This is a genomic window from Klebsiella sp. LTGPAF-6F (assembly GCF_001753185.1).
Classification (GTDB): Bacteria; Pseudomonadota; Gammaproteobacteria; order Enterobacterales; family Enterobacteriaceae; genus Klebsiella; species Klebsiella michiganensis.
Genome location: NZ_CP017450.1, coordinates 1,576,542 through 1,601,880, shown reverse-complemented (window position 1 = coordinate 1,601,880; position 25,339 = coordinate 1,576,542). Strand labels below are relative to the sequence as shown.

The following is a 25,339-nucleotide window of genomic DNA, read 5'->3' as shown; positions in this document are numbered from 1 at the left end:
TTCTCTCCTGTCCCGGCTTGCGGCGTAAACGCCTTAGCCGGGCTACGGGTCCGCAGACGGCGGTGAACCTGTAGCCCCGGTAAGCGCAGCGTCACCGGGGAAGTGTCAGCGCTTAGAAGTCGTAGCGCAGACGCACCAGGTTCATATCGCCCAGGTTGTCGGTGCTCGACGTGAAGACGTGTTCATAGTCAACGCGGAAACCATAATCCAGCTGGAAGCTCACGCCGACGCCGTTATCAATCCGCTGATAGTTGCGGCCGTTCACGTACTGCAGGCGGTCGCCCATAAAGTACGGCTGAATAGATTTCACCGCATACTGACCAATCGGGAATTTATAACCGGCAAAGTACTCAATACCCCAGGCATCGCCCGCGAAGTAGTTATGAACATCGGTTTTTTTGGTGGTCAGGAAGTTCTGATACCAGCCGCCGCCGAAGGAGAAGGTCCAGTTATCCGGCGTCCAGCTTAGCGCGGTACCGACGATATTCTGATCGTATGATTTGCTGTCTGAACTGGAGGGGTTACGCATATCGGCGCGGGTATAGTTCCACGCTGCGCCCCAGGTCAAATCCTTCATGATGTGGTAATCGGCGCCGATGGAGCCGCCGCCTTTACGCTTGTAGCGCAGGCCGTTGCCCGGCAGATATTCGCTGTCCTCAAACAGATAAGAGGCGTAAAGATCGACATCGCCAACGGTTTTCTTATATTTCAGCATATTGCGTGAGCGATAGGAGCCATCGTAGTCGCCGTTGATGCCGTTACCCGGCGCCTGGCCTATCATGTCGTAATCCCAGATATCGGTTTTTACCCCGACCACGTCGTAATAAACGCTGTTCTGCTGACCGTAGGTTAACGTCCCCCAGGTATCGCTTTTCAGGCCGGTATAGAGCATACGGCGGCTGGTGTTATTCGCGCCTTCGGCGTAGTGGTTATCCCAGTCGAAAAGCGCCGGAATATTGACGCCCAGCTCGTAGTAGCTGATCCAGCTAATATCATCGAACAGATAGTAGTCGGCGGCGAAGCGGAAACGGGTACCGCCATCGAAGCCGTTACGTTTATAAGAGCCTTTGTCTCCGTCGCCGGACATCATGTTGAACTGGGGACGGATGCTGCCGCCGACGGTGAAATTAAGCCGGCTTAACGGATCGCCCGCCTGTGGATCTTGTTTTAAAAGCGTAATTTCCGCCTGGGACGCAAAAGAGGTTAACGCCAGGGCTGCGCCGATCGTTATCGCCAGCGCTTTTATTTTATGTGCCATACTTTTTCCTTGATTAATAAGCAACCTTATATTTGCCAGTTGAATATTAACTGCGTTCGAGTATGGCGTGTTGTTGAGTTTTTAATGTTTCGTGCGGTTAAAAATCAGTGACTTACCATTTTGTGCCGTTAAAAAAACTGTGGTTATCTTTTCATCGCCATGTCATTAAAATGGTCTATTACCGCGCAAACATCATCCATGGAGGAAGTATGTCGAAAAAACTACTGCAGCTGCACTTTGCCTTTAACGGTCCCTTCGGCAGCGAGATGTCCCGTCAGCTCGTGGAGCTGGCCGAGTCCATCAATCAGGAGCCGGGTTTTATCTGGAAGGTCTGGACGGAAAGCGAAAAAAATCAGGAGGCGGGCGGGATCTATCTTTTTGCGAATGAAGAAACCGCGCTCGCTTATCTCAACAAGCACACCGCGCGTCTGAAATCTCTCGGCGTAAACGAGGTTATCTGCAAAATTTTCGATGTTAATGAGCCGCTCACCGCGCTGAACCACGGTCATCTGCAATAGCAACGCGCATCCGTACCGGGTACCCCCCCGGGTTGCGGCTGACGCCTTACCCGGGCTACTTTCCCGCATACAGTGAACCCCCCGGGTGGCGGATAACGCCTTACCCGGGCTACATAGCTAACCCTATCCCTGACTAAACTGGCGGAACAGCGCCTTACCTTTCAGCAGACGCAGCCCCAGCCAGCCGCCGCACAGCGACAGCAGTATCGCCCCGCACAGCGGCAGCATCACCCACAGCCGCCAGTCCGGAGACCACGGGAAGTCAAAGATTTTGCTTTGCAGCAGCGCCAGCGCCACCTCAGCGCCAATCGCCGCCACGACGCCGGACACCACGCCCAGCAGCGCGAATTCCGCCCACAGCGTGGTGCGCAGCAGAGACTTCCCGGCCCCCAGCGTGCGCCAGACCACCAGCTCCTGATAACGCTGACGCATCCCGACCTGTACTTGCGCCAGCAGCAGCAAAACGCCGCAGGCGGTCACCAGAATCACCATCACCTCAAGCGCGCGGCTTACCTGGGTCAGCACCTGGCCAATCTGCTGCAAAATCGCGCCGATATCCAGCAGGCTGACGGTGGGGAATTCGCGGTTGAGCTGTGTGAGCATCCCGTTGCCGTTATCCCAGCGGAAGCTGGTCAGCCAGCTTTGCGGCTGGCCGTCGAGCGCCCCCTGCGGGAAGATAAAGAAGAAGTTCGGCCGCAGGCTCTCCCAGTCGACTTTACGCACGCTGGACACCTTCGCGCTAAAATCCTGAGTATCCCCGGTAAAGGTCACGCTATCGCCGAGCTTGACGCCCAGACGCTGCGCCAGCCCCTCTTCAATCGACACCTCGCCCGCCTTCGGCGGCCAGCTACCGGCAACCAGCGGATTATGATCCGGACGCTCGCGGCTCCAGGTGAGGTTAAGCTCCCGGTTCAGGGCTTCATCTTTATTGCCCTCCGTCACCTGACCGTTAATTTGCGTCAGGCGGGCGCGCACGATGGGGTAGAACTCGGTGGCGCGGGTCTGATGTTCGGCGAGGAAGGTTTTCACCGGCACCACCTGCTCCGGCGCAATGTTAATCAGGAAATAGTTAGGACTTTCCGGCGGCAGCTGCTGCTGCCAGCGGTCAAGCAGATCGCCGCGCAGCACCAGCAGCAGCGCCAGCAGCATAAACGACAGCGAAAAGGCCGCCAGCTGGCTCAGGGTCGACCACGGCTGACGCAGCAGACGGTTCACCGCCAGGCGCAGCGGCAGCGCTTTTAACGTCAAACGCTTCAGTAGCCACAGAACGCCCCATCCCGCCAGGCCGCACAGCAGCGCCAGCACCACGGCGCCCGCCAGCACCGCCCATAGCAGGGGGCTGCCGCCCATCAGCAGCGCCAGCAGGGCTACCACCACCGCGCACACCACTGGAATATAGATCGTCAGCGGCCAGACGTTAGCGACGACATCCTGGCGCAGCACCCGCAGCGGCAGCGTCGCCAGCAGCAGTCTATAAGGACGCAGCCCGACCAGCAGGGAAATCACCACCATCGCGCCGATCGCCCACAGCCACGGCCAGCCGCTCGCCGCCGGCAGCGCCGCCGGGAGCACCGGCTTAAGCATCAGCAGCAGAATATGCTCCAGCCCGACGCCCATCGCCCCGCCGGCGACCACCGCCAGCGCCAGCAGCATCAGCCACTGGCCGACAATCAGCTTGCGCAGCTGCGCCCGCCCGGCGCCGAGGGTTTTAAGGATCGCCACCAGATCGTAACGACTGCGGCAGTAATGACTCATCGCCACCGCCACCGCGGCGACCGCCAGCAGCAGCGTTAACAGCGCCGACAGCAGCAAAAACTGCTGCGAGCGCTCCAGCGATTTACCCAGCGCGCTGTCGTCCTGCTCCAGGCCGATCCAGCGATGTTCAGGCCCCAGCTTCGGCAGCAGCCACTTTTCGTAGTCCGCCAGCTGCTGCGGGGTTCCGGCATACTTATAGCGCCAGGAGACGCGGCTCCCGGGCTGCACCGCGCCGGTTTTCGCCACGTCTGCGGTATTCATCATCAGCCGCGGCGCCATCTGGAAGGGGTTAAATCCGGCATCCGGCTCCTGTATCACCTCGCCGGCAATGCGCAGCGTGGCGTCGCCCACGTCGATGGTGTCGCCGGTTTTCAGATTCAGCAGCGCCATTAATCGCGGCGCCAGCAGCACGGTGCCGGCGTGCGGCTTCAGCCCCGGCGGCTGGGTCTGCAGCTGACCATATAGCGGATAGGTGTCGTCAACCGCTTTGACGTCCGCCAGCTGCGGCGTATCGCCGGAAAACGTCATGGTGGCGAAGCTCAGCTGTTCGCCGACGATTAAACCAAGGCGACGCGCTTCGTCAATCCATGCGCCCGGGACTTCTCGCGAGCTGCGCAGCGTGCGGTCGCCGGCCATAAATTCCCGGCTCTGCTGGCTGAGTCCTTTCTCCATGCGGTCGCTTATCGAGCCCAGCGCCAGCACGCAGGCCACCGCCAGGCTCAGCGCCAGCCAGACGATCAGCAGCGACGGCGAGCGCCATTCGCGCCAGAACCAGCGAGCGATCATGCTTCCTCCCGCAGCTGGCCATCCACCAGCCTCAGCCGTCGGTCGCAGCGCGCCGCCAGCAGCGGGTCGTGGGTGACGAGGATCAGCGTGGTGCCGTGCTCGCGGTTCAGCGAGAACAGCAGGTCGGCGATTTTATCCCCGGTGTGACGGTCGAGGTTGCCGGTGGGTTCATCGGCGAACAGCAGCTCCGGGCGGCCGTTAAACGCGCGCGCCAGCGCGACCCGCTGCTGCTCGCCGCCGGAGAGCTGTACCGGCAGGTGATGCAGGCGTTTGCCCAGCCCCAGCTGCTCCAGCAGCGCCCGGGCGCTGCCGCGGCTCTGGCTATCGCTTTCGCCGCGCAGCAGCGCCGGAAGCTCAACGTTTTCCAGCGCATTGAGGGTGGGTATCAGCATAAAAGATTGAAACACAAAGCCGACGTGCTTAGCGCGCAGCTTCGCCCGCGCCTCTTCGTCCATCTGGTGCAGCGGCTGTCCGAGCAGCGAAACCTCCCCGCTGCTGCCGTCGTCCAGCCCGGCGAGGATCGCCAGCAGCGTCGATTTACCGGACCCCGACTCGCCAATCAGGGCGATGGTCTGCCCCTGTTTGACAACCAGCTCAACTCCGGTAAGGATGGAAAGCTGATGCTCACCCTGACCGACGGATTTCTTAAGACGATGAACTTCAAGTATGTTTTCCGCTGGCATTTGCCTTTCCTGTTTCTGGTCCTGTTTACCTGCCGCGCGATGGCGGCCGACACGCTGTTGGTTCTCGGCGACAGTCTGAGCGCCGGTTATCGCATGGCGGGCAATACCGCCTGGCCTGCGCTGCTTAACGATAAGTGGCAGACCAAAACGCCGGTGGTTAACGCCAGCATCAGCGGCGATACCTCGCAGCAGGGGCTGGCAAGGCTGCCGGCTCTGCTTAAGCAGCATCAGCCGCGCTGGGTGCTGGTAGAGCTGGGCGGTAACGACGGGCTGCGCGGTTTCCCGCCGCAGCAGACGGAGCAGACGCTGCGTACCATTATTGAGCATATCAAAGCGGCGAACGCCCAGCCGCTGCTGATGCAAATTCGCCTGCCCGCCAACTATGGCCGCCGTTATAATGAAGCCTTTAGCGCAATTTATCCGGCACTGGCCAAAGAGTTTGATATTCCTCTGCTGCCCTTTTTTATGGAAGAGGTTTATCTGAAACCGCAGTGGATGCAGGACGATGGAATTCACCCTAATCGCGACGCCCAGCCGTTTATCGCCGACTGGATGGCGACGCGTTTGGCTCCCTTAGTTAATCATGACTCCTGATAACAGCGAGTCATTTGCAGGTAAAGTTATGCAAAAATCGGTTTTAGTTACAGGATGTTCCAGCGGAATTGGTCTTGAAAGCGCCCTTGATTTAAAGCGCCAGGGCTTTAACGTGCTGGCCGCCTGCCGCAAAGCGGAAGATGTCGCACGGATGCAGGAGCTGGGGCTGACCGGTGTGTTGCTGGATCTTGACGATCCGCAGAGCGTTGAACGCGCCGCCGCCGAGGTGATTGCCCTGACCGACAACCGCCTGTACGGCCTGTTTAACAACGCGGGCTACGGCGTCTACGGCCCGCTGCCGACCATCAACCGCCGGCAGATGGAGCAGCAGTTTTCCGCCAACTTTTTCGGCGTCCATCAGCTAACGATGCTGCTGCTTCCGGCAATGGAGCCGCACGGCGAAGGGCGTATTGTGATGACCTCATCGGTGATGGGAATTATCTCCAGCCCCGGCCGCGGCGCCTATGCCGCCAGCAAATTCGCGCTGGAAGCCTGGTCAGACGCGCTGCGCATGGAGCTGCGCCACAGCGGAATTAAGGTCATCCTGATTGAGCCGGGCCCGATCCACACCCGCTTCACCAACAACGTCAACCAGACCCAGACCGATAAGCCGGTGGAAAACCCCGGCATCGCCGCCCGCTTTACTCTCGGGCCGGAAGCGGTGGTGGAAAAAGTGCGCCATGCTTTTGTCAGCGATAAACCGAAGCTGCGCTACCCGGTCACTCTGGTGGCGCATGCGGTCGCCCTGCTGAAACGCCTGCTGCCGACCCGCGCGATGGACAAAATTATCCAGGGCTAAGTTGAAGCGCCTGCCGTCGCCCCCATATATCTATACAAATATCGATCAAAGAGACTTGCTCATGTCCGCACAGAATATTGTCAATATTACCGAAGCTAACCTACACCAGACGCTACAGCAGTCCGCGACAACGCCGGTGCTGTTCTATTTCTGGTCCGCGCGCAGCCAACATTGCGAGCAGCTGACGCCGGTACTGGAGAGCCTCGCCACCCAGTACAACGGCCTGTTTACCCTCGCTAAAGTTGACTGCGATGCCGAACAAATGCTGGCTTCGCAGTTTGGCCTGCGCGCAATCCCTACGGTTTACCTGTTCCAGAACGGTCAGCCGGTCGACGGCTTCGAAGGCCCGCAGCCGGAAGAAGCGGTGCGCGCGCTGCTGGATAAGTTCCTGCCGCGCGAAGAGGAGCTCAAAGCGCAGCAGGCGCTGGCGCTGATGGAGGAAGAGAACTACGCCGAAGCGCTGCCGCTGCTGAAAGACGCCTGGCAGCTGTCGAACCAGGAGAGCCAGATTGGCCTGCTGCTGGCGGAAACGCTGATTGCCCTCCACCGTTCCGATGAAGCGGAAACGGTGCTGAAAACCGTGCCTCTGCAGGATCAGGATACCCGCTATCAGGGACTGGTGGCGCAGATCGAGCTGCTGAAAAAAGCCGCCGACACGCCGGAAATTCAGCAACTGCAGCAGCAGGTAGAGCAGAACCCGGAAGACGCGGCGCTGGCCTCCCAGCTGGCATTACAGCTGCATCAGGTTGGGCGTAACGAAGAGGCGCTGGCGCTGCTGTTCAGCCATCTGCAAAAAGATTTAGGCGCCGGAAACGGCGAGGTTCGCAAGCTGCTGCAGGAGATCCTCTCCGCCCTCGGCACCGGCGACGCGCTGGCCGCGAAGTACCGCCGCCAGCTCTACTCTCTGCTTTATTAATCGTAAAAAACCCGGCTCGCGCTGCGCTTAGCCGGGCTACAGGTTCCCCGCCGTCTGCGGGACGGTAGCCCGGACAGGCGCGTTCAGCTCCGCCTCCGGGGAAAAAACTTACGCGCGTTTTTTCAGCTGCGTCACCACCAGCTGATGGCGAGCATTAAAGAACTTCAGGTAGGTCAGATACCCGGCGATAATCGTTGACAGGCTGGCGGTCGACAGCAGCATAAACGTCACCATAATCTGGTACTTAATCGCTTTTACCGGATCAATCCCGGCGAAAATCAGCCCCGACATCATCCCCGGCAGGCTCACCAGCCCCACCGTTTTCGCCGAATCTACCGTCGGGATCAGCGCGGCGCGAATGCTATCGCGGATAAGTCTTGCGGAAGCCATCTTCGGCGTCGCGCCCAGGCTCAGCTTCTCCTGGATCTGCTGCTGCTCGCTGCTGAAACGCTGCCCCATGTTGTTGTAGCACAGCCCGACCGCCACCATCGCGTTACCGGCCACCATCCCGGCAATCGGAATCACCTGCATCGGCACAAACGCAATCGATCCGGAAAAAACCAGCACCGCCAGGGTTAATCCGGCGCCGGTGGTTATCGCGATAAACGAAGAAAGAAAGGCTTTATCGATATATTTGCTGCGCTTTTTCGCATTCCACGCCGCGTTAAAGCAGATAAACAGCACCATCAGCAGCGTCAGCACGGCGTGATTAACGTTAAAGATATATTTCAGCACGTAGCCGACGATAATCAGTTGCACAATCGCCCGGCAGATACTCCAGATAATATCTTTTTCCAGCGCCAGCTTTTCCCGGTAGCTGACCACGATCGCCACCAGCACCAGAACCATGGAGAGCGCCAGCGATTCGTTAGTAATATTATGCCCGTTCATTTTTTTTCTCCTCCTGCGCTTTTCCGCCGGCAGGCTTTAGGGTAATCACTTCATCCGCATGGGCAATTTCATTGCTATCGTGAGTGACCCACAGAACGGCAATATTTTTTTCGGTCGTGTAGCGATGGATAATCTCATTCACGTTTTTTTTATTGCTCTCGTCCAGCGCGCTGGTAATTTCATCGAGCAGCAGCACCTGCGGTAAAAACTGCAGATTGCGAATCAACGAAACGCGCTGCTTTTCCCCGCCCGAAAGTTCATTGATTGACTTTTCCAGCGTATTCTCCGCCAGCCCGAAGCGCAGCAGATCGGCGACCAGCGCGTTGGGATCCGGCTGTTGATGACGGATCTGCCACGGGAAGACCAGGTTGTCATACACTGAATCGCCGAACAGCGCCGGGGTTTGCGCGCAGTAGGAAACCTGCTGACGATAGGTTTCCGGCGTTAAGTCATTAATGTTTTTACCGGCGAAGAAAATGCTTCCCGCGGTGGGGCTCAGCAGCGAAGCGATTATTTTTAATAACGTGCTTTTTCCGCAGCCGGAAGGGCCGGTAATCAGCTTAAATTCCCCTGCCCTGAGCTGAAAACTCATCTCATTAAGGATGGTCACTCCATCGGCCTGAAAACCCACATTGTCCAGGCGCAAAATAGCGTTACTTTCGGTCATTATTATTCCCAGTTTTTCGACAACGCCTCTAGTTTACTCCACTTTTCTTTCACCCGGATGCGCGGAAAGATATACTCTGGTTAAACGCGCGCCACTCTCCCGGCGCATCAACAGGCAACAAGACAGGAGGTTTTTGATGCTGATTTTTATCCCCATTCTTATTTTCGTCGCGCTGGTTATCGTCGGAGCGGCGGTAAAAATCGTTCCTCAGGGCTACCAGTGGACGGTAGAGCGCTTTGGCCGCTATACGCAAACGCTGCAGCCGGGGATGAGCCTGGTGGTGCCCTTTATGGATCGTATCGGGCGCAAAATTAATATGATGGAGCAGGTGCTCGATATCCCTTCGCAGGAGGTGATTTCGCGCGATAACGCCAACGTCACCATTGATGCGGTGTGCTTTATTCAGGTCATCGACGCGCCGAAAGCCGCCTATGAAGTCAGCAACCTCGAGCTGGCGATAATCAACCTGACCATGACCAACATTCGTACCGTGCTGGGCTCCATGGAGCTGGACGAAATGCTCTCCCAGCGCGACAGCATCAACACCCGCCTGCTGCATATTGTCGATGAAGCGACCAACCCGTGGGGCATCAAAATCACCCGCGTTGAGATCCGCGACGTACGCCCGCCGGCGGAGCTTATCGCCTCCATGAACGCCCAGATGAAAGCCGAGCGCACCAAGCGCGCCTATATTCTTGAGGCCGAAGGGATACGTCAGGCGGAAATTTTAAAAGCCGAGGGCGAGAAGCAGTCGCAGATCCTCAAAGCCGAAGGCGAGCGTCAGTCAGCGTTTTTACAGGCAGAGGCGCGCGAACGTTCCGCGGAAGCGGAAGCGCGCGCTACGCAGATGGTCTCATCCGCTATCGCCTCCGGCGACATTCAGGCCATCAACTACTTTGTCGCGCAGAAATATACCGATGCGCTGCAGCAAATTGGCGCGGCCAACAACAGTAAAGTGGTGCTGATGCCGCTCGACGCCAGCAGCCTGATGGGCTCCATCGCCGGGATCGGCGAGCTGCTTAAAGAAGGCGCTGGCGCGCAGAAAAAATCATGATCGCGCTGATTCTCGCCCACCCGCATATTTTCTGGCTCAGCCTCGGCGGGCTGCTGCTGGCGGCGGAAATGCTCGGCGGCAACGGTTATCTGCTGTGGAGCGGCATTGCCGGCGTCGTAACCGGGCTGCTGGTCTGGATGCTGCCGTTGAGCTGGGAGTGGCAGGGTACGCTGTTCGCCGTGCTGACCCTGCTGGCGGCCTGGCTGTGGTCGCGCTGGCTGCGTAACCGCGTTAAGCGCCAGAAGCCGGCGGACGCTCAGCTTAATCAGCGCGGGCAGCAGCTGCTTGGCCGCCGCTTTACGCTGGAAACGGCGCTGGTTAACGGCCGCGGACACGTCCGCGTGGGCGACAGTTCATGGCCGGTTATTGCCGATGACGACCTCGCGGCGGGCAGCAAGGTTGAAGTGGTCGCCATCGAAGGCATAACCCTACATATAAGAGTCGTATCACAATAATCACGCCACAGGACATCCGTCATGGTCAGGAAGACAACGTTTACCCTTTCGCTCTGCGCCCTGCTCGCGGCAGCCGCTCAGGCATATGCTTCTGCTGATATCGAAGATTGCTCGTGGAGCGACCCGCTATGCCTGCTAAAAGGCGAACCTGTACTGACACCGGGAAATGACTCGCGGGACAACTTGCTGCGCCTGCTGAGCGAAGCGAAATCTTTCGCCCTGCCCGTTCAGGCCATTCCCGCTGATGTCAGCCGTACCCGCGATGTTTACTTTGCCTGGCATCCTGAGTGGGATAGCGCGCCGCCTCCCGCGCCGCCGGCGCAACGCGAAGATGAAACCTTCATCCAACAAATGGCGGCGCTGAATATCGATCCGGCGCAGATCATGCCGGCCGATTCGGCTGAACGGCTGGGAACATCCGACTATGAACTGGAAAACCGCTTTGTCAGCAACACCCTTGCCGCCGTCAGCCAGTTCAACGCCGCCCTGCTCGCCGCGCCCTCTGTGACCCCGCAGCAGCGTCATGACCTGGCGCTGGCGCGGCTGAAACTGTTTTATGGCGCCAATATCACCGCAGTCGCTGATATCCTCAATAGCTTCCCGGCAGATGCGGACGCCGACTTATTCGCTTATTACCTTTCCGGCATCGCCCACTTCTATGGCGGCAATTACACCGCCGCGACCCACGATTTCACCCTGTTGCGGGAGAGTCAGCAGCCCTGGCTGACCGAGACCGCGCAATATATGCTGATGCGCACGGCGCTCAACAAAAGTAGCCAGAACAGCGTCGGGCAGTACGGTGATTTTGATATTGCGCGGATCAATCGTGATGATGCCGCACAGGCGCAAAAAGAAGCTCAAGCCTATTTGCAACGCTGGCCCGCAGGGCTTTATGCCGACTCCGCGCGCAATATGCTGCGCCGCATTAACTGGTATCTGCAGGCGTGGCCGCAGCTGGCCGGACTCTATGAGCAGGCCTTCCGGCAGGCTGCCGACGCCGGGGAACTGCGTAGACTGGTGAGTGAATATGATAATGTCTTCGGCATGCCGTTCTACGCGCAGCCCGTTCTGGCAGCATTCCCGGACGCGCCGCAGGTCAGCTATGTCGAACTTCTCCGCGCCCTGCGCCTGAATGCTGACAATAAGCCAACCTTAACCCAGGCACAGCTTGACGCCAGCAAAGCGGCGTTTGAGAAGAGCGGAAATCTGCCGCTGTGGCGCGACCTGCAGCTGCAGCTGTGGAGCGCGACGGGCAACGATGCCGCCATCCTGCAGGCTGTCACGCCGGCGAAAACGCTGCCGGCGAATGATATTCTCGCCTTCAGCGAACAGGTCCTCTACGGCGAAGCGCTAATGGGACAAACACAGTGGCCCGCGGCGCGCGATTTTTGGCAGCAGCTGCTACAACTTAGCCAAAACCCCGAGCAACAGCAGTATATCCAGGCAAAACTGGCGGCAACGCTGGTCTACAGCGGTAACGCGGCGGCTATCTTTGCCGCCGATAGCCCGGTGACCAATCTACGCTTTCGCTCCCGAGTGCTGAAAACCCAGGCCTCGCCTGAACTGCTACGCCAACAGGCGGCCAACGGCCCCAATAATGAAGAACGTACTATCGCTCTGCATACGCTGCTGGTGCGGGATCTCACGGAAAATCGTTTCGGCGACTGGCTGAAAGACAAAAAGCTCGCCACCGCCATTACCCAGCCGGTAATCAGCGAGGCCTTTAACGACGTCAACCTTAGCAGCTTCGACTGGGATGGCGAGGCGACCGAAGCCGGTTATGCCTGCCGCAGCCTGGATGACACCGTCACCGTGCTCAGTAAAAACGCCGACGATGCCCACGGGCTTAACTGCCTGGGCGAGTTCTTCCGCACCACGCAGACGCATGTTGATCTGTGGAAAGACCACGCCGGCAACGATATGCTCGAGCCAGCCATCAACCGCCAGCAGCCTCTGGGACAGTACGATCGCCAACGCTATTACCAGCAGATTATCACCTCGCCGAAAGCGGAGCCGGAAGATAAAAGCTATGCGCTCTATCGGGCGATTCTCTGTTACGCCCCCTCCGGTAGCAACGAATGCGGCGGCGAAGATGTCGAAAAACTGCAGCGTAAGGGCTGGTTCACGCAGTTGAAAACGCAGTATCCGGGAAGCCCGTGGGCGCAAAAACTAAAATATTACTGGTAATCGCGCTGCTGTCCGGGTCAGCGCAGGCGGCGGAGCGCGTGGATGCGCGCCAGCATTCCGCCTTCTGGCTGTGGTCCGGGGTGAAAGCCAGCAACGATCTGCAGAACGCGCAGACGGTGTATCTGCATCAGGGCGAGGTGCTGACGCGCGCGGGCGAGGTCATATTCCAGCGCCTCGGCCTGCCGGTCAGCCGCCTGACGTTTCCCGCAATCTGGCTTACCGTCCGGTTTACCACACTTGATGTACCGCAGACGATTGTGCCGCGGATCGTACGCCTGATGCAGCGCTGGCGGGCGGCTGGCAATCAGGTGGTTGGTCTGCAGGTTGATTTTGACGCAGCCACATATCAGCTCGCCGACTACGCCCAGTTTTTGCAACAGCTACGCCAGCAGCTGCCGCCAGAGTTCGCGCTGGGGGTAACGGGCCTGCTGGACTGGGCTAAAACCGGCGATATTGCCACACTGAACGCGCTTGCGGTTGATGAACTGGTGGTACAAAGCTATCAAGGACGCCGCACGGTGGCGAATTATCAGGACTATCTCCCCGCGCTCAGCCGGCTGCGTATCCCGTTCAAACTCGGGCTGGTGCAAAACGGCAAACGCGATCGGCAGGCGGAAATGCAGCTGAATGACTCCCCCTACTACCGCGGCACGGTGGTCTTTATGCTCAACCCGGCGCGGCGTTAAGCCTGCGCCTTGCGGTGACAGCAGCCTGAGAGATTATCGATGATCGGGCAATCCGCGCTGTCATCGCCGGGGCAGGAGTCCGCCAGCGCCAGCAGCTGCGTACGCATGCCCTGCAGCTCGCTGATATGCCGCTCAATTTCCGCGACTTTCTCCAGCGTCCGGCGTTTCACGTCGGCGCTGTGCCGCGAGGGATCGTTGAACAGGAATATCAGCTCGCGACACTCTTCCAGATTAAACCCCACCTGGCGCGCCTGGCGCAGCAGGGTCAGTTCATCCAGATGCTGCTGGCTGTAGCTGCGGTAGCCGTTTTCGCTACGCAGCGGCGGCGTCACCAGCCCCTTCTCCTCGTAAAAACGGATCGCTTTGCTGGTTAAACCGGTCTTTTTCGCCACATCGCTAATATTCATCTTTCCCCCTTGACCTTCCCCTTGCTGGAAGGTTTAACCTTGTTAATACTCGATGAAAGAGTGTGTTCGGTCAATCATTAACCGGAAATTTATTCAGGAGTTATGTATGTCTACCACTATCGACCTCGCGCTTGATGGCCTCTCCTGCGGCCACTGCGTTAAACGGGTGAAAGAGAGTCTGGAGCAGCGTCCCGACGTTGAGCAGGCGGAAGTCACCGTTACCGAAGCCCACGTCACGGGCAGCGCCAGCGCGGAAGCGCTGATTGAGACCATTAAACAGGCCGGATACGGCGCGGAGCTCAGCCACCCAAAGGCTAAACCGCTGGCAGAATCATCAATCCCGCCGGAAGCGCTGACAGCGGCCACCTCTGAGCTTCCGGCAGCCCGTGACGAAGATGACAGCCAGCAGCTGTTAATCAACGGCATGAGCTGCGCCAGCTGCGTATCCCGGGTACAACACGCGCTCGCCGCGGTGCCGGGCGTCTCGCAGGCGCGGGTCAACCTGGCGGAACGCACTGCGCTGGTGATGGGCAGCGCGTCCGCCGCAGAATTAGTCCAGGCCGTAGAGAAAGCGGGCTACGGCGCGGAAGCTATCGAAGACGACCTCGAACGCCGCGAGCGCCAGCAGGAAACCGCCGTCGCCACAATGAAGCGCTTCCGCTGGCAGGCTATCGTCGCCCTGCTGGTCGGTATCCCGGTCATGGGCTGGGGAATGATCGGCGACAATATGATGGTCAGCGATGATAACCGCGCCCTGTGGCTGGCTATCGGTGTTGTCACCCTGGCGGTGATGGTCTTTGCCGGCGGCCATTTCTACCGCAGCGCGTGGAAAAGCCTGAAAAACGGCACCGCGACCATGGATACGCTGGTAGCGCTGGGTACCGGCGTCGCCTGGCTCTATTCAATGAGCGTCAACCTGTGGCCGCAGTGGTTTCCGATGGAAGCCCGCCACCTTTATTATGAAGCCAGCGCGATGATTATCGGTCTGATTAACCTCGGCCATATGCTGGAAGCCCGCGCGCGCCAGCGCTCTTCGAAAGCGCTGGAAAAACTGCTCGATTTAACCCCGCCGTCAGCGAGGGTGGTCACCGACGAAGGCGAAAAAGATCTGCCGCTGGCTGAGGTTCAGGCGGGAATGATCCTGCGTCTGACCACCGGCGATCGCGTACCGGTCGACGGCGTCATTAGCCAGGGCGAAGCCTGGTTCGATGAAGCGATGCTCACCGGCGAGCCGGTGCCGCAGCAAAAAGGCGACGGTGACGCCGTTCATGCCGGGACCGTAGTGCAGGACGGCAGCGTACTGTTTACCGCCAGCGCCGTCGGCAGTCAAACCACCCTGGCGCGCATTATCCGCATGGTGCGCCAGGCGCAGAGCAGTAAACCTGAAATCGGCCAGCTGGCGGACAAAATCTCCGCCGTGTTCGTCCCGGCGGTTGTGGCGATAGCCCTGTTCAGCGCCGCGATCTGGTACTTTTTTGGCCCGGCGCCGCAAATTGTCTATACCCTGGTGATCGCCACCACGGTGCTGATTATCGCCTGTCCGTGCGCCCTGGGGCTGGCAACGCCGATGTCGATTATCTCCGGCGTGGGCCGCGCGGCGGAGTACGGCGTACTGGTGCGCGACGCCGATGCGCTGCAGCGCGCCAGCACTCTCGATACGCTGGTCTTTGATAAAACCGGTACCCTGACCGAGGGTAAACCGCAGGTGGTGGCGATAAAAACCTTTACCGCCATAGATGAGTCCACCGCTCTACGTCTGGCGGCGTCTCTGGAGCAAGGTTCCAGCCACCCGCTGGCGCGCGCCATTCTCGACAAAGCCGCGGACCAACGCCTGCCTGCGGTAGAAAACTTCCGCACGCTGCGCGGGCTGGGGGTCAGCGGCGAAGCCGAAGGCCGCCGTCTGCTGCTCGGCAACCAGGCGCTGCTTAATGAGCACAAGATTGCAACGGCTGAAATAGAAGACGACATGACCGCCCAGGCGTCACAGGGTGCCACGCCGGTGCTGCTGGCGGTAGATGGTCAGGCGGCGGCGCTGTTCGCCATCCGCGATCCGCTGCGCGAAGATAGCGTGGCGGCATTAGCCAGGCTGCACCGCCAGGGCTATCGTCTGGTCATGCTGACCGGCGATAACCCAACCACCGCCAACGCTATCGCTAAAGAGGCGGGCATTGATGAGGTGATTGCTGGGGTTCTGCCGGACGGTAAAGCCGATGCGATTAAGCGCCTGCAAAGCGAAGGGCATCAGGTGGCGATGATCGGCGACGGTATCAACGATGCGCCCGCGCTGGCGCAGGCCGATGTGGGGATCGCCATGGGCGGCGGCAGCGATGTCGCCATTGAGACGGCGGCGATTACCCTGATGCGCCATAGCCTGAACGGCGTTGCCGATGCGCTGGACATCGCCAAAGCCACGCTGCGTAATATGAAGCAGAACCTGCTGGGGGCATTTGTTTATAACTCGCTGGGCATTCCGATTGCCGCCGGGATCCTGTGGCCGCTGACCGGAACGCTGCTCAACCCGGTGGTGGCGGGCGCGGCCATGGCGCTCTCTTCGATTACCGTCGTGAGCAACGCCAACCGCCTGCTGCGCTATAAGCCCAAAGCATAAGGCAGCCTCTGGCGAGGACGAAAACAGGCTTCCCCTCTCCCCCTTCGGGAGAGGGGAAGCCTCAGCCGATTTATCTATTCGAACTCGCGGCCAGGATGCGGAACCGGATAATCAAAATCGACCTTGATCGGCGCCGCATAGCGGCTATTCCACAGCTGGCTGTAAAGCGCGTCCACGCGCGCGGCCATCGACGCATTATTCAGCACCAGCTCAAGGTTGCGTGAGTTATCGAAATAGCCTCCGCTCCAGTTGCTGGTTCCGACCCACGCCGTCGTACCGTCGATGGTCATCAGCTTACTGTGTACCACCCTGGCAAAGGGGATAAACCCTCGGCTGGCGGGAGGTATGGTCACCACTTTTAGCTGAACGTTTGGCACCAGAGAGAGACTCTTCAGCCAGAATACCTCCGGCTTTTTCAGGTTCCAGTTCGCCACCATCAGCTCCACCTGTACGCCGCGGGCCGCCGCGCTGCGCAGAGCGTTATCAATGGGCGCATAAAAGGGCCGGCTCCCCTTTTCTCCCCACGCCAGCGGCGCATAGTCCATCACCTGCACCCGGATCCGCGATTTGGCGCTCGCCAGCAGCCGCGGCAGCGCCACCTGCGAATCAATCACCCCGCTCGGGTTATAATCGCGCGGGCTGGCAACCAGATAATTGCCCTGCGGGGCCGACGCTACCGCCTGCCGCGCCGGCTTCGGTACCGGCTTACTCTCCGCCAGCAGAGCTTGCGCCTGCCAGTCCTGATCGAAAATAGCCTGAATCTGCTGTACCGTTTGCGGATCGCTGATGCGCAGACCGGTCTCCTGGATCTGTTCCAGCGCGCGCCAGTCAAAATTCTGGCTACCGACAAAAGCCTCTTTGCCATCCACCAGCAGATACTTGGCGTGAACAATACCGCCGGTCAGCCGATGGAACGGAATCACCCGCAATTCCAGGTTCGGGATCGCTTTCAGCGCCGTCAGCGTTTCCGGCGTTGAAAGGCCCACGCCCTTCTCCTCCATCAGAAAACGAATTTTTACTCCACGCTCCCCGGCGGCCCGCAGACGTGCCAGAACCCCATCCAGCAGAGAGCCTTTTTCATTCGCCACATAAAACTGCGCCAGATCGATATGGCTGCGCGCCGCATCGAACATCTGCTGCCAGACCTCGGCAGCATGACGTAAGTCGTTATCCTGTAAGGTGGTTTCCTGCGGCGCGTTATACACCAGCTCGTAGCCGGGTATAGAGAACGCCGCCCATACCGGCTGGCTTAACAGCATCCAGCTCCCCGCCAGCGCGCTCATCAGGCGGCCTGCCGGCCACCCGCATTGACCATGTTCAGGCATAGCGCTGCGCCTCGTGGCCTTCCCAGCGTTTGCCGCCCTGCTCCGGACGGCTGACAGGGCTGCCGGCGCGGATCAGCAGCACCTTCAGCAGTTCGTTGATTCGCTCCATGCGGCTTTGCAAATAGTTATTGCCCACCAGGCACAGCAGCGCAATAGCAATGCCCAGGCCGGTGGCATACAGGGCGGTCCCCATACCCGCAGAAACCATGCTGGCATCGGAGACGCCTGAGGCGGAAAGGGCCTTAAAGGTATCCATAATACCGAGGATCGTCCCCAGCAGGCCCAGCAGCGGCGCGGCGGTGACAACGGTTTCAAGCATCCACAGCCCACGCGACATCTGCGGTTTGCTGAGCAGATACTGAGCGTCGATCAGATCGCTCATCGCCTCACGGTCTTCCGCCGTCTGCTTTTTCTCCAGCACCGGCAGAATGAGGGTCAGCGGGAGGCTACTGCGGCCGGTCAGCGATTCCGGCAGATCCGACGCGCGGCGAACGTCCGGCGTCAGCGCCTTTTCAAAGCGCAAAGCCTGACGCTGGGCCCACGAAAAATAGAGGCCGCGTTCAACCAGTATCACCACGGCGATCGCCAGCGCGGCGTACATAACGTAGAAAATAATATCGTGAATCAGATTGGCATCCATCAGAGTGCCCTCCGGTTAATTAAAAGGTGGCTTCCAGCGAGACGCTAAAGGTGCGCTCTTCGCCAACGTTGTAGTACGGGGTACTGGCCTTCACGCCGTCGTAAGCCGCCGCGTTAAAAGTCGTCGAGCGGACGGAAGTCAGGTACTGTTTATCGAACAGGTTATCGATGCCAAAGCGCAGGGTGGCGCTTTTGACAATCTTTTTATCCACCGGCAGATGCACGCCCGCGGCGACATCAAAGACCGTGCGCCCGCCGATTTTTTCGTCGTTGGTCAAATCGCCGTAGAACGAACTGACGTATTTGCCGCCGAAGCTGCCGTAGTAGAGACCATCGTCATAGCCCAGCGACGCGTTAAGCATGTTTTTCGGTACGTTTGGCACCGTTTTGCCCGCCGTTGGCAGCGGATGTCCGCCGTTGCTCACAATGTCGTCTTTTTGTTCGGAATGGGTGTAGGTATAAGAGGTGTAGTAGTTGAAGTTGTACGGCAGCTTACCGCTCCACTCCAGCTCCAGACCTTTACTCTCCACGCTGCCGATGTTCATCATTTCGTAGTCACCATCCGCATTGGTGGTCGAAATCTGCCGGTCGGTATAGCGCATATAGAAGAGCGTCGCGCTCAGCAGCATATCTTCGCGCTGAAAACGCCAGCCCAGCTCGTGGTTCCAGCTCAGCTCAGGTTTGGTGCTGATCGAGTCGCCGACGTTGTAGAGCACGTAGTTGGGTGGCGTACGCATGTTGCGCGTCAGGTTATAGAACAGCTGATTTTCGCTATCCGGCTTATAGCTGATGCTAAAGTTCGGCAGGAATTCATGGTAGGTCGCCTGGCGTTTTTCCGCAGCGCTATACAGGCTGCCTTTATTATCGCCTTTACGTTCAACATACTGATAAGCCAGCCCGCCCACCAGCGTCCAGTCCGGCGTCACGAACCAGCTGTCCTGAAGCCATACTTTGTGCGCAGGAGTCACCGTGTACTGGTTACGCCCCTGTACCGTATTGCCGTTCGCATCTTTAACCTGATCGGAACCGCCCGGTTTGCCGGAAACGTTCGCCGGGTTGCCATCGTCCTGAATGCTAATAAACGGCTGGGTCTGCGACTGACGCGCGCGCTCGTACCAGTAGCCAATATCCAGGCTGTGTTCGTCGTTAATATCCCACTTCAATTTCGTGGTAACGCCCGGCCGCCAGGTCTGGGTCCACGAAGGCCGGTAGTAGGTATTGGAAGTCAGGTTGCTGAGATCGTACTGTCCGGCGGTATCAGACGTATTGGACAGCACCGAGGCCGTTTGTCCGGTAAAGCTGCCGCCGTTACCCCAGTAGTAATAGGGCTGAACGGTCAACGCGAGGTTATCGCGCAGCTGTAAGCGCTGGGCAAAAGAGAGGGTGAAGGTTTCAAACGGATTACGGTTCAGCTTGTAATATTTGCTCAGCTGACCTTTGCTGTTGTAGACCGGGGTGGTCGAGTAGTCCTGACGCGGGTCTTCTTCGAACTGCGCTTTACTCAGGGTGTTATAGTTGCTGTTATCCTGACGGTTATACTTCATGATCAGGTTGCTGCTGTTGCCGTTGCCATCCTCGTACAGCGAGTTCATTTCGAACTTATCGGAATAATTACGCCCCTCCCCGCGCCATTTTTTGGCTTCAGTATGCGAGTACGAGAGCCAGTTGCTAAAACCGTTGTACTCCCCGGTCTCCAGACGAGCGAAAGTTTTGCTGAGGTTATGGCTGCCGAGCGTTTGTTTGACGAAGCCGCCAAACTCCTTTGAGGGACGCTTTGTCACAAGGCCAATATTACCGCCGCTGGAACCAATATGCGGGCCGTCAGCCTCGGAAGAGCCCTGGGTGACAAAGATCTGCTCAAGGTTTTCCGCGTCGCCCAGCAGGTTGGGGTAGACCGCATAGTTGCCCGAGTCGTTAATCGGGATGCCGTCCATCGACAGGCCGATCTGATCCGAGTTCATCCCGCGCATGGTGTAGTCGATACCGCTCAGGCCGCTGGCGTCATTGCTGTTGACGTTCATTCCCGGCGTATATTTCAGCATGTCGATAGCGTTGCTGGCGCCGGGGGCTTTTTCCATCGCCTCTTTGGTCAGGGTGGAACGCGCTTTGCCGCTGTCTTCCTGCACCATCAGACCGCCGCCGAGCGATTGCCCCTTAACGTTAATCTCCCCCACGTCGCTGCTTTCCGCCGCCAGCGAGGACCCCGATAACAGGGCCGACACCACGGCTAACGCAATCCCAGAATAATTAAAGTTTTTCATTTCTTTTCCTGTAAAAACAAATGATTAATTAGGCTTATGGCGCCTGGTAATTAAACGTCGCGGTAAATTTTTTGCTGCTTTGTCCGGCAAAAGCCTCTTCAGGAAAGGGCTTCAGCTGGCTGATGCTTTGCAGGGAACTAAGCGCAGCGCGATTGAGCAGCATGTTCGGCGCCCTGCTGGCAATACCGGAAGCCAGCACCCTGCCGCTGCGGTCAACCTCCAGCCAGACCTCCACGTTGCCCTGCGGGCGCTCCAGCGAAGCCTGACGGCCGCTCGGGTAGCGCTTGCGCTGCTCCAGCTCCCGGCGCAGCGCCTGCAGATAGCCGTTTTCCACCGCCTGCGCGTTCGCCTTCGGCGCCGGGGGAGAAGGCGGCGCGGCTGGTTTACTCACCGGACTACGAACGGCGGCGGGCTGCGGAGCCGCGATCGCCTGCGGTTTCGACGCTTTTTCCTTCACAACCGGTTTGGGTCTGGGTTTGGCTTTCGGTTTAACAACCGGTTTGGCCTGAATAATGGGTTCTGGCGCAGGAACGACGGGTTCAGCGACCGCCTCCGGTTCCGGCTCAGGTTGAATTTGCGGCGGTATTTCCGGCTGCGGTTCCGGGACAGGCTCCGGCTGCGGCGGTTCGGGTTCAGCCAGCGACAGTTCCATGACCGTATCGTCGTAATGCGGTTTGACCTGCAGCACTGCCTGCTGGCTGACAAACAGTAAACATCCGGCGACGACAATAGCGGGTAGCCAGCTAACAACGTGACGTGAGCGATAAAGCAGATACATATCACTGCTTCCGTGTGGCAATGGAAATGGAGAAGAAACCACCCTGACGCAGGGTATCCATCACGGCGATCAGGCGTTCCACCGCAACCTCTTTATCGCTGTTCACGATAATGGTGGTGGTTTGGTTTTCCTGCTGCTGTTGCTTCAGGGTATTGACCAGCGCATTCAGGGGCAGCGGCTGGCCATCAAGCTGCAGCTGGTCGCCGGCGCCGAGGGTGATAATGGCTTTTTTTTGCGGTTTAAGCTGTTGGGCGCTGCCGGCCGACGGCAGCTGCGTTTTCAAGCCCAGAGCCGGGATCACATTCAGGCTAATCAGGACAAAGAAAACCAGTAGAAACATCATCACATCGATCATCGGGATCAGCTCGATATGGGCTTTATTCTTTTTAGGCTCACTCCAGTTACGCATGTCACTCCCCCCAAAAATTGAAGGGGCCAATATAGAAGCGTTTTGTTTATTTTTTGTTACAGATTTTTTATTTTATTATCACAACAGAGGAATATTTGAGAAAAAAACACCATAGCCATTCACGTTATAAATAGTCATTCCATTGTTTTTTAAGTGATAATTAATTTCAAAACGCCATTACAGAAATGACGAAAAAGAGAACATCAAATTTTTTTGTTATTTTCGTGACATTGCAAAACGCCTCTTCCGTCGCGCACGTTGAGTCCCCTTGCGCCCCAGCCCCCCGCGCGCTAGCATGGCTTCCTCACACTACGGAGCACGTATGGGCCTGTTAAACCGAATAAAAATGCTGTGGCAAGCCGCCGTCGGCTCGTCTTATTCCTGGCCCGCGCTGGATATCACGCTTCCCGGCGAGCGCTATCTGCACCTGGTCGGCAGTATTCATATGGGCACCCGCGACATGTCGCCGCCGCCCGCCAGGTTATTAAAAAAGATCCGCCAGGCCGATGCGCTGATTGTGGAAGCGGATATTAGCGGCAGCGAAACGCCGTTCAGCAACCTCCCCTCCTGTCCGCCGCTGGCGGAACGCCTGAGCGCCTCCCTGCTTGCTGAACTGCAAGAGCGGGCAGGAGAAATGGGGCTGTCCATCGCGCTGTTCGACAGCCAGCCGCTGTGGCAGGTGGCGATGGTATTGCAGGCGACTCAGGCGCAAAAACTGGGGCTAAGGGCGGATTACGGCATTGATTATCAACTGCTGATGGCGGCGCGTGAGAGCAATATCCGCGTGATGGAGCTGGAGGGAGCCGATAGCCAGATAGCGCTGCTGCGGGATCTGCCCGACGGCGGCCTGGCGCTGCTGGAGGATACCCTCACCCACTGGCGCACGAATGCGCGTCTGCTGCAGGTGATGATCGGCTGGTGGCTGGAGCAGCCGCCGTCAACGGGCGCAACCTCGCTGCCGACAACGTTTAGCCAGTCGCTATATGATGTGCTGATGCATCAGCGCAATCTCGCCTGGCGCGAAACGCTGCTGGCGCTGCCGCCGGGGCGCTACGTGGTTGCCGTAGGGGCGCTTCATTTGTACGGGGAAGGGAATCTGCCGGACATGCTGACGTAAAAAAATGGCCAATATTGCTATTGGCCCGTCAAAGAGGAATTTCATCATTATTATTATTCCGGGGTTCGCGCCCCGGATCGTCTGATTGTCGCTCAAAGTGACCATCACTGCCAATACTATTGCGCAAGATGATACTATTTTTTAGACAGCCGTCGGGCGTATGCTTATGTCACATTAAATCGGTTGGTAAGAAGGATAACGATGACTCCCGCCGTAAAATTACTCGAAAAAAACAAAATTAGTTTTCACATTCACAGCTACGATCACGATCCGAACGAAACCAATTTTGGCGATGAGGTGGTGCGTAAGCTGGGGCTCAACGCCGAGCAGGTCTATAAAACGCTGCTGGTCGCCGTCAACGGCGATATGAAGCATCTGGCCGTCGCGGTGACGCCGGTAGCGGGTCAGCTGGATTTGAAAAAGGTGGCGAAGGCTTTAGGCGCTAAGAAAGTCGATATGGCAGACCCGATGGTCGCGCAGCGGGTCACCGGCTATCTGGTGGGCGGGATCAGCCCGCTTGGGCAGAAAAAACGCCTGCCGACGGTGATTGACGCGCCGGCCCAGTCGTTTGCCACCATCTATATTTCCGGCGGCAAACGCGGGCTGGATATTGAGCTGGCGGCCAGCGATCTGGCGAAGATCCTTGAGGCAAAATTCGCCGATATCGCGCGTCGCGATTAATTGACGGTTTTTCGTCTGAGGACACTCCCGGAGGCGGCGCTGACGCGCCTTGTCCGGGCTATAAAATCCAAAACTGCTCAGACCTGTCGCCCCGGTAAGCGCAGCGCCACCGGGGCGCTGCTCTGACGTTACTGCCAGCTTACCTCGCCTTTCGGTTCATAAGCTGCCGCGTCCAGCGGTGAGTTTTTCTGGATATACTCTTTCAGCACCTCGGCGTCGATAAAGCCGGTATTCACATAGCCGGGCCTGGTATCAATATGCGGGTAGCCGTCGCCGCCGGTGGCGTTAAAGCTCAGGGTCGCCATACGGTAGGTCTTCGCCGGATCGACCGGTTCGCCTTTGATGGTCAAATTATTAAGCTTACCGTCTTTGGCCACAAAACCGACGTTGGCAAACTGCGGATAGGCGCCAGAATCGGGCTTCATCTGCGCCACGGCGGTCAGATACTCCGTCACTTCCTTACCGCTCATATCGACATACACCAGCACGTTGCCGAAAGGCTGTACCTTCATCACGTCTTTATAGGTGATATCGCCCGCTTCAATCGAATCACGCACGCCGCCGCCGCTCATCACCGCGAAATCGGCATTGCTGCGCGCCATCTGCGCCGCCAGCAGCAGACGTCCCATATTGGTTTGCACAAAACGCACTTTGCTGCGATCGCCCTCCAGGTGCGCGTTTACGCTACCGATTTTGACCTGCAGCTGCGCTTTGCCCTTATTCTGGAACGGCGTCAGCAGGGAGAGCATCTGCGGATTTTCGGCGATTTGCGGCGTATAGAGCACGCGCTCGCTCTCGCCGTTGTCGTAAGTGACCTTTTTCTTCAGGTTGACCGGGATCAGCTGATAGTGCACCAGCTTCATTTCGCCGTTGCGGAATTCGAAGTCGGCGCGGCCCACATATTTGCCCCACTCATGGGCCTGGACGATCCAGATACCGTTCTGCTTGTCCGGCGCGCACGGGCTGCCCGGAACGTAATCCACCTGTTTTTTATTCTCAGAGGCCATGCATACCGGGTCCTGCGAGTGGCCGCCGACGATCATCGCCAGCGAACCTGCCGGCAGGCTGCGCGCCATCTCGACGTCGCCCGGCGCATTCGAGCCGTGGGCGCCGTTGTCATAATGGCCCATGTGGGTGGTGGCCAGAATGACGTCCGGTTTTTCATTCTGCTGCAGCTCCTGGATAACGAGTTTGGCCTCTTCCGCCGGTTTGCGGAACTCGATATCCGTAAAGAACTCAGGGTTACCAATTTTGGCCGTATCGTCGGTCGTCAGGCCGATAACCGCAATATTCAGCCCGCCGCGTTTGAACAGCGCCCACGGCTTAAACAGACGCTCGCCGGTGCTTTTCTGGTAAATATTGGCGGAGAGGAACGGGAACTTCGCCCATTTTTCCTGCTGACGCAGTACGCTAAGGGGATTATCAAACTCGTGATTGCCTACCGCCATCGCATCATAGCCAATCAGGTTCATCCCGCGAAAATCGGGTTCCGCGTCCTGTAAGTCGGATTCCGGCACGCCGGTGTTGATATCGCCGCCGGATAACAGCAGCACGCTGCCGCCCTCTGCCGCCACCTCTTTGCGAATGCCGTCCACCAGCGTTTTTTGTGCCGACAGCCCGTATTCGCCGTAGTCGCTGCGCCAGAAGTGGCCATGATGATCGTTAGTATGCAGAATGGTAATTTTATAGGTTTTATCCTGCTCATAAGCCTGCGCAGACAGGCTCCCCAGCGATAACGCCGTGAATAGCGCCAGCGCAACGCCTTGCTTCATAAAGTGCATATTTCTCTCCCTGACGAAATGACAAGTGCCGAAAGTATAGCGAGTTAGCCGATTAGACAAATATGTTTTCAGAATTGCGACTTC

Annotated in this window: 23 protein-coding genes; 11 read left to right on the top strand and 12 right to left on the bottom strand. The window is 58.3% G+C overall.

What is annotated here, in order from left to right:
• Positions 1–112 precede the first annotated feature (112 nt).
• Positions 113–1,258, bottom strand: coding sequence for a porin (locus tag BJF97_RS07485; RefSeq protein WP_004130005.1), 1,146 nt, complete (start codon positions 1,256–1,258; stop codon positions 113–115).
• Positions 1,259–1,467: 209 nt separating this feature from the next.
• Between BJF97_RS07485 and BJF97_RS07480 the strand changes: the two genes are divergently transcribed.
• On the top strand, positions 1,468–1,776 hold the full coding sequence (locus BJF97_RS07480; protein ID WP_014228233.1) for a monooxygenase: 309 nt from the start codon (positions 1,468–1,470) through the stop codon (positions 1,774–1,776).
• A gap of 123 nt (positions 1,777–1,899) precedes the next feature.
• Here BJF97_RS07480 and ybbP read toward each other — a convergent pair whose 3' ends face one another.
• Together ybbP and ybbA are read right to left on the bottom strand one after the other, a co-directional pair.
• Positions 1,900–4,317, bottom strand: a complete 2,418-nt coding sequence (gene ybbP / locus BJF97_RS07475; protein WP_032694169.1) for a putative ABC transporter permease subunit YbbP — start codon at positions 4,315–4,317, stop codon at positions 1,900–1,902.
• Positions 4,314–5,000 carry a putative ABC transporter ATP-binding protein YbbA gene (ybbA, locus tag BJF97_RS07470; protein WP_014228231.1) on the bottom strand — a complete coding sequence of 229 codons (687 nt, stop codon included), beginning with the start codon at positions 4,998–5,000 and terminating at the stop codon, positions 4,314–4,316. Before ybbA ends, ybbP begins: the two co-directional genes overlap by 4 nt.
• Here ybbA and tesA point away from each other — a divergent pair.
• The 3 genes from tesA to BJF97_RS07455 all read left to right on the top strand — a co-directional run bounded on the left by tesA (position 4,971) and on the right by BJF97_RS07455 (position 7,309).
• Complete coding sequence (tesA, locus tag BJF97_RS07465) at positions 4,971–5,594, top strand: multifunctional acyl-CoA thioesterase I/protease I/lysophospholipase L1 (protein WP_014228230.1); 624 nt, start codon at positions 4,971–4,973, stop codon at positions 5,592–5,594. The genes ybbA and tesA overlap by 30 nt on opposite strands.
• On the top strand, positions 5,584–6,393 hold the full coding sequence (locus BJF97_RS07460; RefSeq protein WP_177341165.1) for an SDR family oxidoreductase: 810 nt from the start codon (positions 5,584–5,586) through the stop codon (positions 6,391–6,393). Before tesA ends, BJF97_RS07460 begins: the two co-directional genes overlap by 11 nt.
• 61 nt (positions 6,394–6,454) lie before the next feature.
• Entirely contained in the window at positions 6,455–7,309 is an 855-nt protein-coding gene (locus BJF97_RS07455) for a co-chaperone YbbN (RefSeq protein ID WP_014837618.1), read from the top strand.
• A 108-nt stretch (positions 7,310–7,417) separates the two neighbouring features.
• On the opposite strand, the gene fetB is transcribed toward BJF97_RS07455, so the two are convergent.
• A complete protein-coding gene (gene fetB, locus BJF97_RS07450) occupies positions 7,418–8,200 on the bottom strand; it encodes an iron efflux ABC transporter permease subunit FetB (RefSeq protein WP_014228227.1) in 783 nt (260 codons plus the stop codon).
• A complete protein-coding gene (fetA, locus tag BJF97_RS07445) occupies positions 8,187–8,867 on the bottom strand; it encodes an iron efflux ABC transporter ATP-binding subunit FetA (protein ID WP_004848402.1) in 681 nt (226 codons plus the stop codon). The genes fetB and fetA overlap by 14 nt, the downstream gene beginning before the upstream one ends.
• 136 nt (positions 8,868–9,003) lie before the next feature.
• On the opposite strand from fetA, the gene BJF97_RS07440 reads away from it, so the two are divergent.
• The 4 genes from BJF97_RS07440 to BJF97_RS07425 are packed head-to-tail and all read left to right on the top strand — an operon-like array spanning position 9,004 to position 13,249.
• Positions 9,004–9,921: an SPFH domain-containing protein gene (locus tag BJF97_RS07440; protein WP_004129981.1), complete on the top strand. Its 918-nt coding sequence runs from the start codon at positions 9,004–9,006 to the stop codon at positions 9,919–9,921.
• Positions 9,918–10,376: an NfeD family protein gene (locus BJF97_RS07435; RefSeq protein ID WP_014228226.1), complete on the top strand. Its 459-nt coding sequence runs from the start codon at positions 9,918–9,920 to the stop codon at positions 10,374–10,376. The genes BJF97_RS07440 and BJF97_RS07435 overlap by 4 nt, the downstream gene beginning before the upstream one ends.
• A 21-nt stretch (positions 10,377–10,397) precedes the next feature.
• A complete protein-coding gene (locus tag BJF97_RS07430) occupies positions 10,398–12,563 on the top strand; it encodes a hypothetical protein (RefSeq protein WP_032694167.1) in 2,166 nt (721 codons plus the stop codon).
• Complete coding sequence (locus BJF97_RS07425) at positions 12,533–13,249, top strand: DUF3142 domain-containing protein (protein ID WP_032694166.1); 717 nt, start codon at positions 12,533–12,535, stop codon at positions 13,247–13,249. Before BJF97_RS07430 ends, BJF97_RS07425 begins: the two co-directional genes overlap by 31 nt.
• On the opposite strand, the gene cueR is transcribed toward BJF97_RS07425, so the two are convergent.
• Positions 13,246–13,656, bottom strand: a complete 411-nt coding sequence (gene cueR, locus BJF97_RS07420; RefSeq protein WP_014228223.1) for a Cu(I)-responsive transcriptional regulator — start codon at positions 13,654–13,656, stop codon at positions 13,246–13,248. The genes BJF97_RS07425 and cueR overlap by 4 nt on opposite strands.
• Before the next feature lie 106 nt (positions 13,657–13,762).
• Here cueR and copA point away from each other — a divergent pair, with 106 nt between their 5' ends.
• Complete coding sequence (gene copA, locus BJF97_RS07415; protein WP_032694165.1) at positions 13,763–16,264, top strand: copper-exporting P-type ATPase CopA; 2,502 nt, start codon at positions 13,763–13,765, stop codon at positions 16,262–16,264.
• A 74-nt stretch (positions 16,265–16,338) separates the two neighbouring features.
• On the opposite strand, the gene BJF97_RS07410 is transcribed toward copA, so the two are convergent.
• From BJF97_RS07410 to BJF97_RS07390, 5 genes are read right to left on the bottom strand one after another with little or no spacing between them, the layout of a single operon-like run.
• Positions 16,339–17,589: a phospholipase D-like domain-containing protein gene (locus tag BJF97_RS07410; RefSeq protein ID WP_014228221.1), complete on the bottom strand. Its 1,251-nt coding sequence runs from the start codon at positions 17,587–17,589 to the stop codon at positions 16,339–16,341.
• Positions 17,582–18,229 (bottom strand): MotA/TolQ/ExbB proton channel family protein, encoded by a 648-nt coding sequence (locus BJF97_RS07405; protein WP_004137930.1) that lies wholly within the window; start codon positions 18,227–18,229, stop codon positions 17,582–17,584. The genes BJF97_RS07410 and BJF97_RS07405 overlap by 8 nt, the downstream gene beginning before the upstream one ends.
• Positions 18,230–18,248: 19 nt before the next feature.
• Positions 18,249–20,489, bottom strand: a complete 2,241-nt coding sequence (locus BJF97_RS07400) for a TonB-dependent receptor family protein (RefSeq protein ID WP_014228220.1) — start codon at positions 20,487–20,489, stop codon at positions 18,249–18,251.
• Positions 20,490–20,523: 34 nt separating this feature from the next.
• Positions 20,524–21,267 carry an energy transducer TonB family protein gene (locus tag BJF97_RS07395; RefSeq protein ID WP_014228219.1) on the bottom strand — a complete coding sequence of 248 codons (744 nt, stop codon included), beginning with the start codon at positions 21,265–21,267 and terminating at the stop codon, positions 20,524–20,526.
• A gap of 1 nt (position 21,268) precedes the next feature.
• Positions 21,269–21,676, bottom strand: a complete 408-nt coding sequence (locus tag BJF97_RS07390) for an ExbD/TolR family protein (RefSeq protein WP_004848379.1) — start codon at positions 21,674–21,676, stop codon at positions 21,269–21,271.
• A 322-nt stretch (positions 21,677–21,998) separates the two neighbouring features.
• Here BJF97_RS07390 and BJF97_RS07385 point away from each other — a divergent pair, with 322 nt between their 5' ends.
• Entirely contained in the window at positions 21,999–22,793 is a 795-nt protein-coding gene (locus tag BJF97_RS07385; protein ID WP_014228217.1) for a TraB/GumN family protein, read from the top strand.
• 201 nt (positions 22,794–22,994) lie between these two features.
• On the top strand, positions 22,995–23,474 hold the full coding sequence (ybaK, locus tag BJF97_RS07380; protein ID WP_032694164.1) for a Cys-tRNA(Pro)/Cys-tRNA(Cys) deacylase YbaK: 480 nt from the start codon (positions 22,995–22,997) through the stop codon (positions 23,472–23,474).
• Positions 23,475–23,602: 128 nt separating this feature from the next.
• Here the strand turns inward: ybaK and ushA are convergent, their stop codons facing one another.
• Positions 23,603–25,255 (bottom strand): bifunctional UDP-sugar hydrolase/5'-nucleotidase UshA, encoded by a 1,653-nt coding sequence (ushA, locus tag BJF97_RS07375; RefSeq protein ID WP_014228215.1) that lies wholly within the window; start codon positions 25,253–25,255, stop codon positions 23,603–23,605.
• Positions 25,256–25,339: the final 84 nt, after the last annotated feature.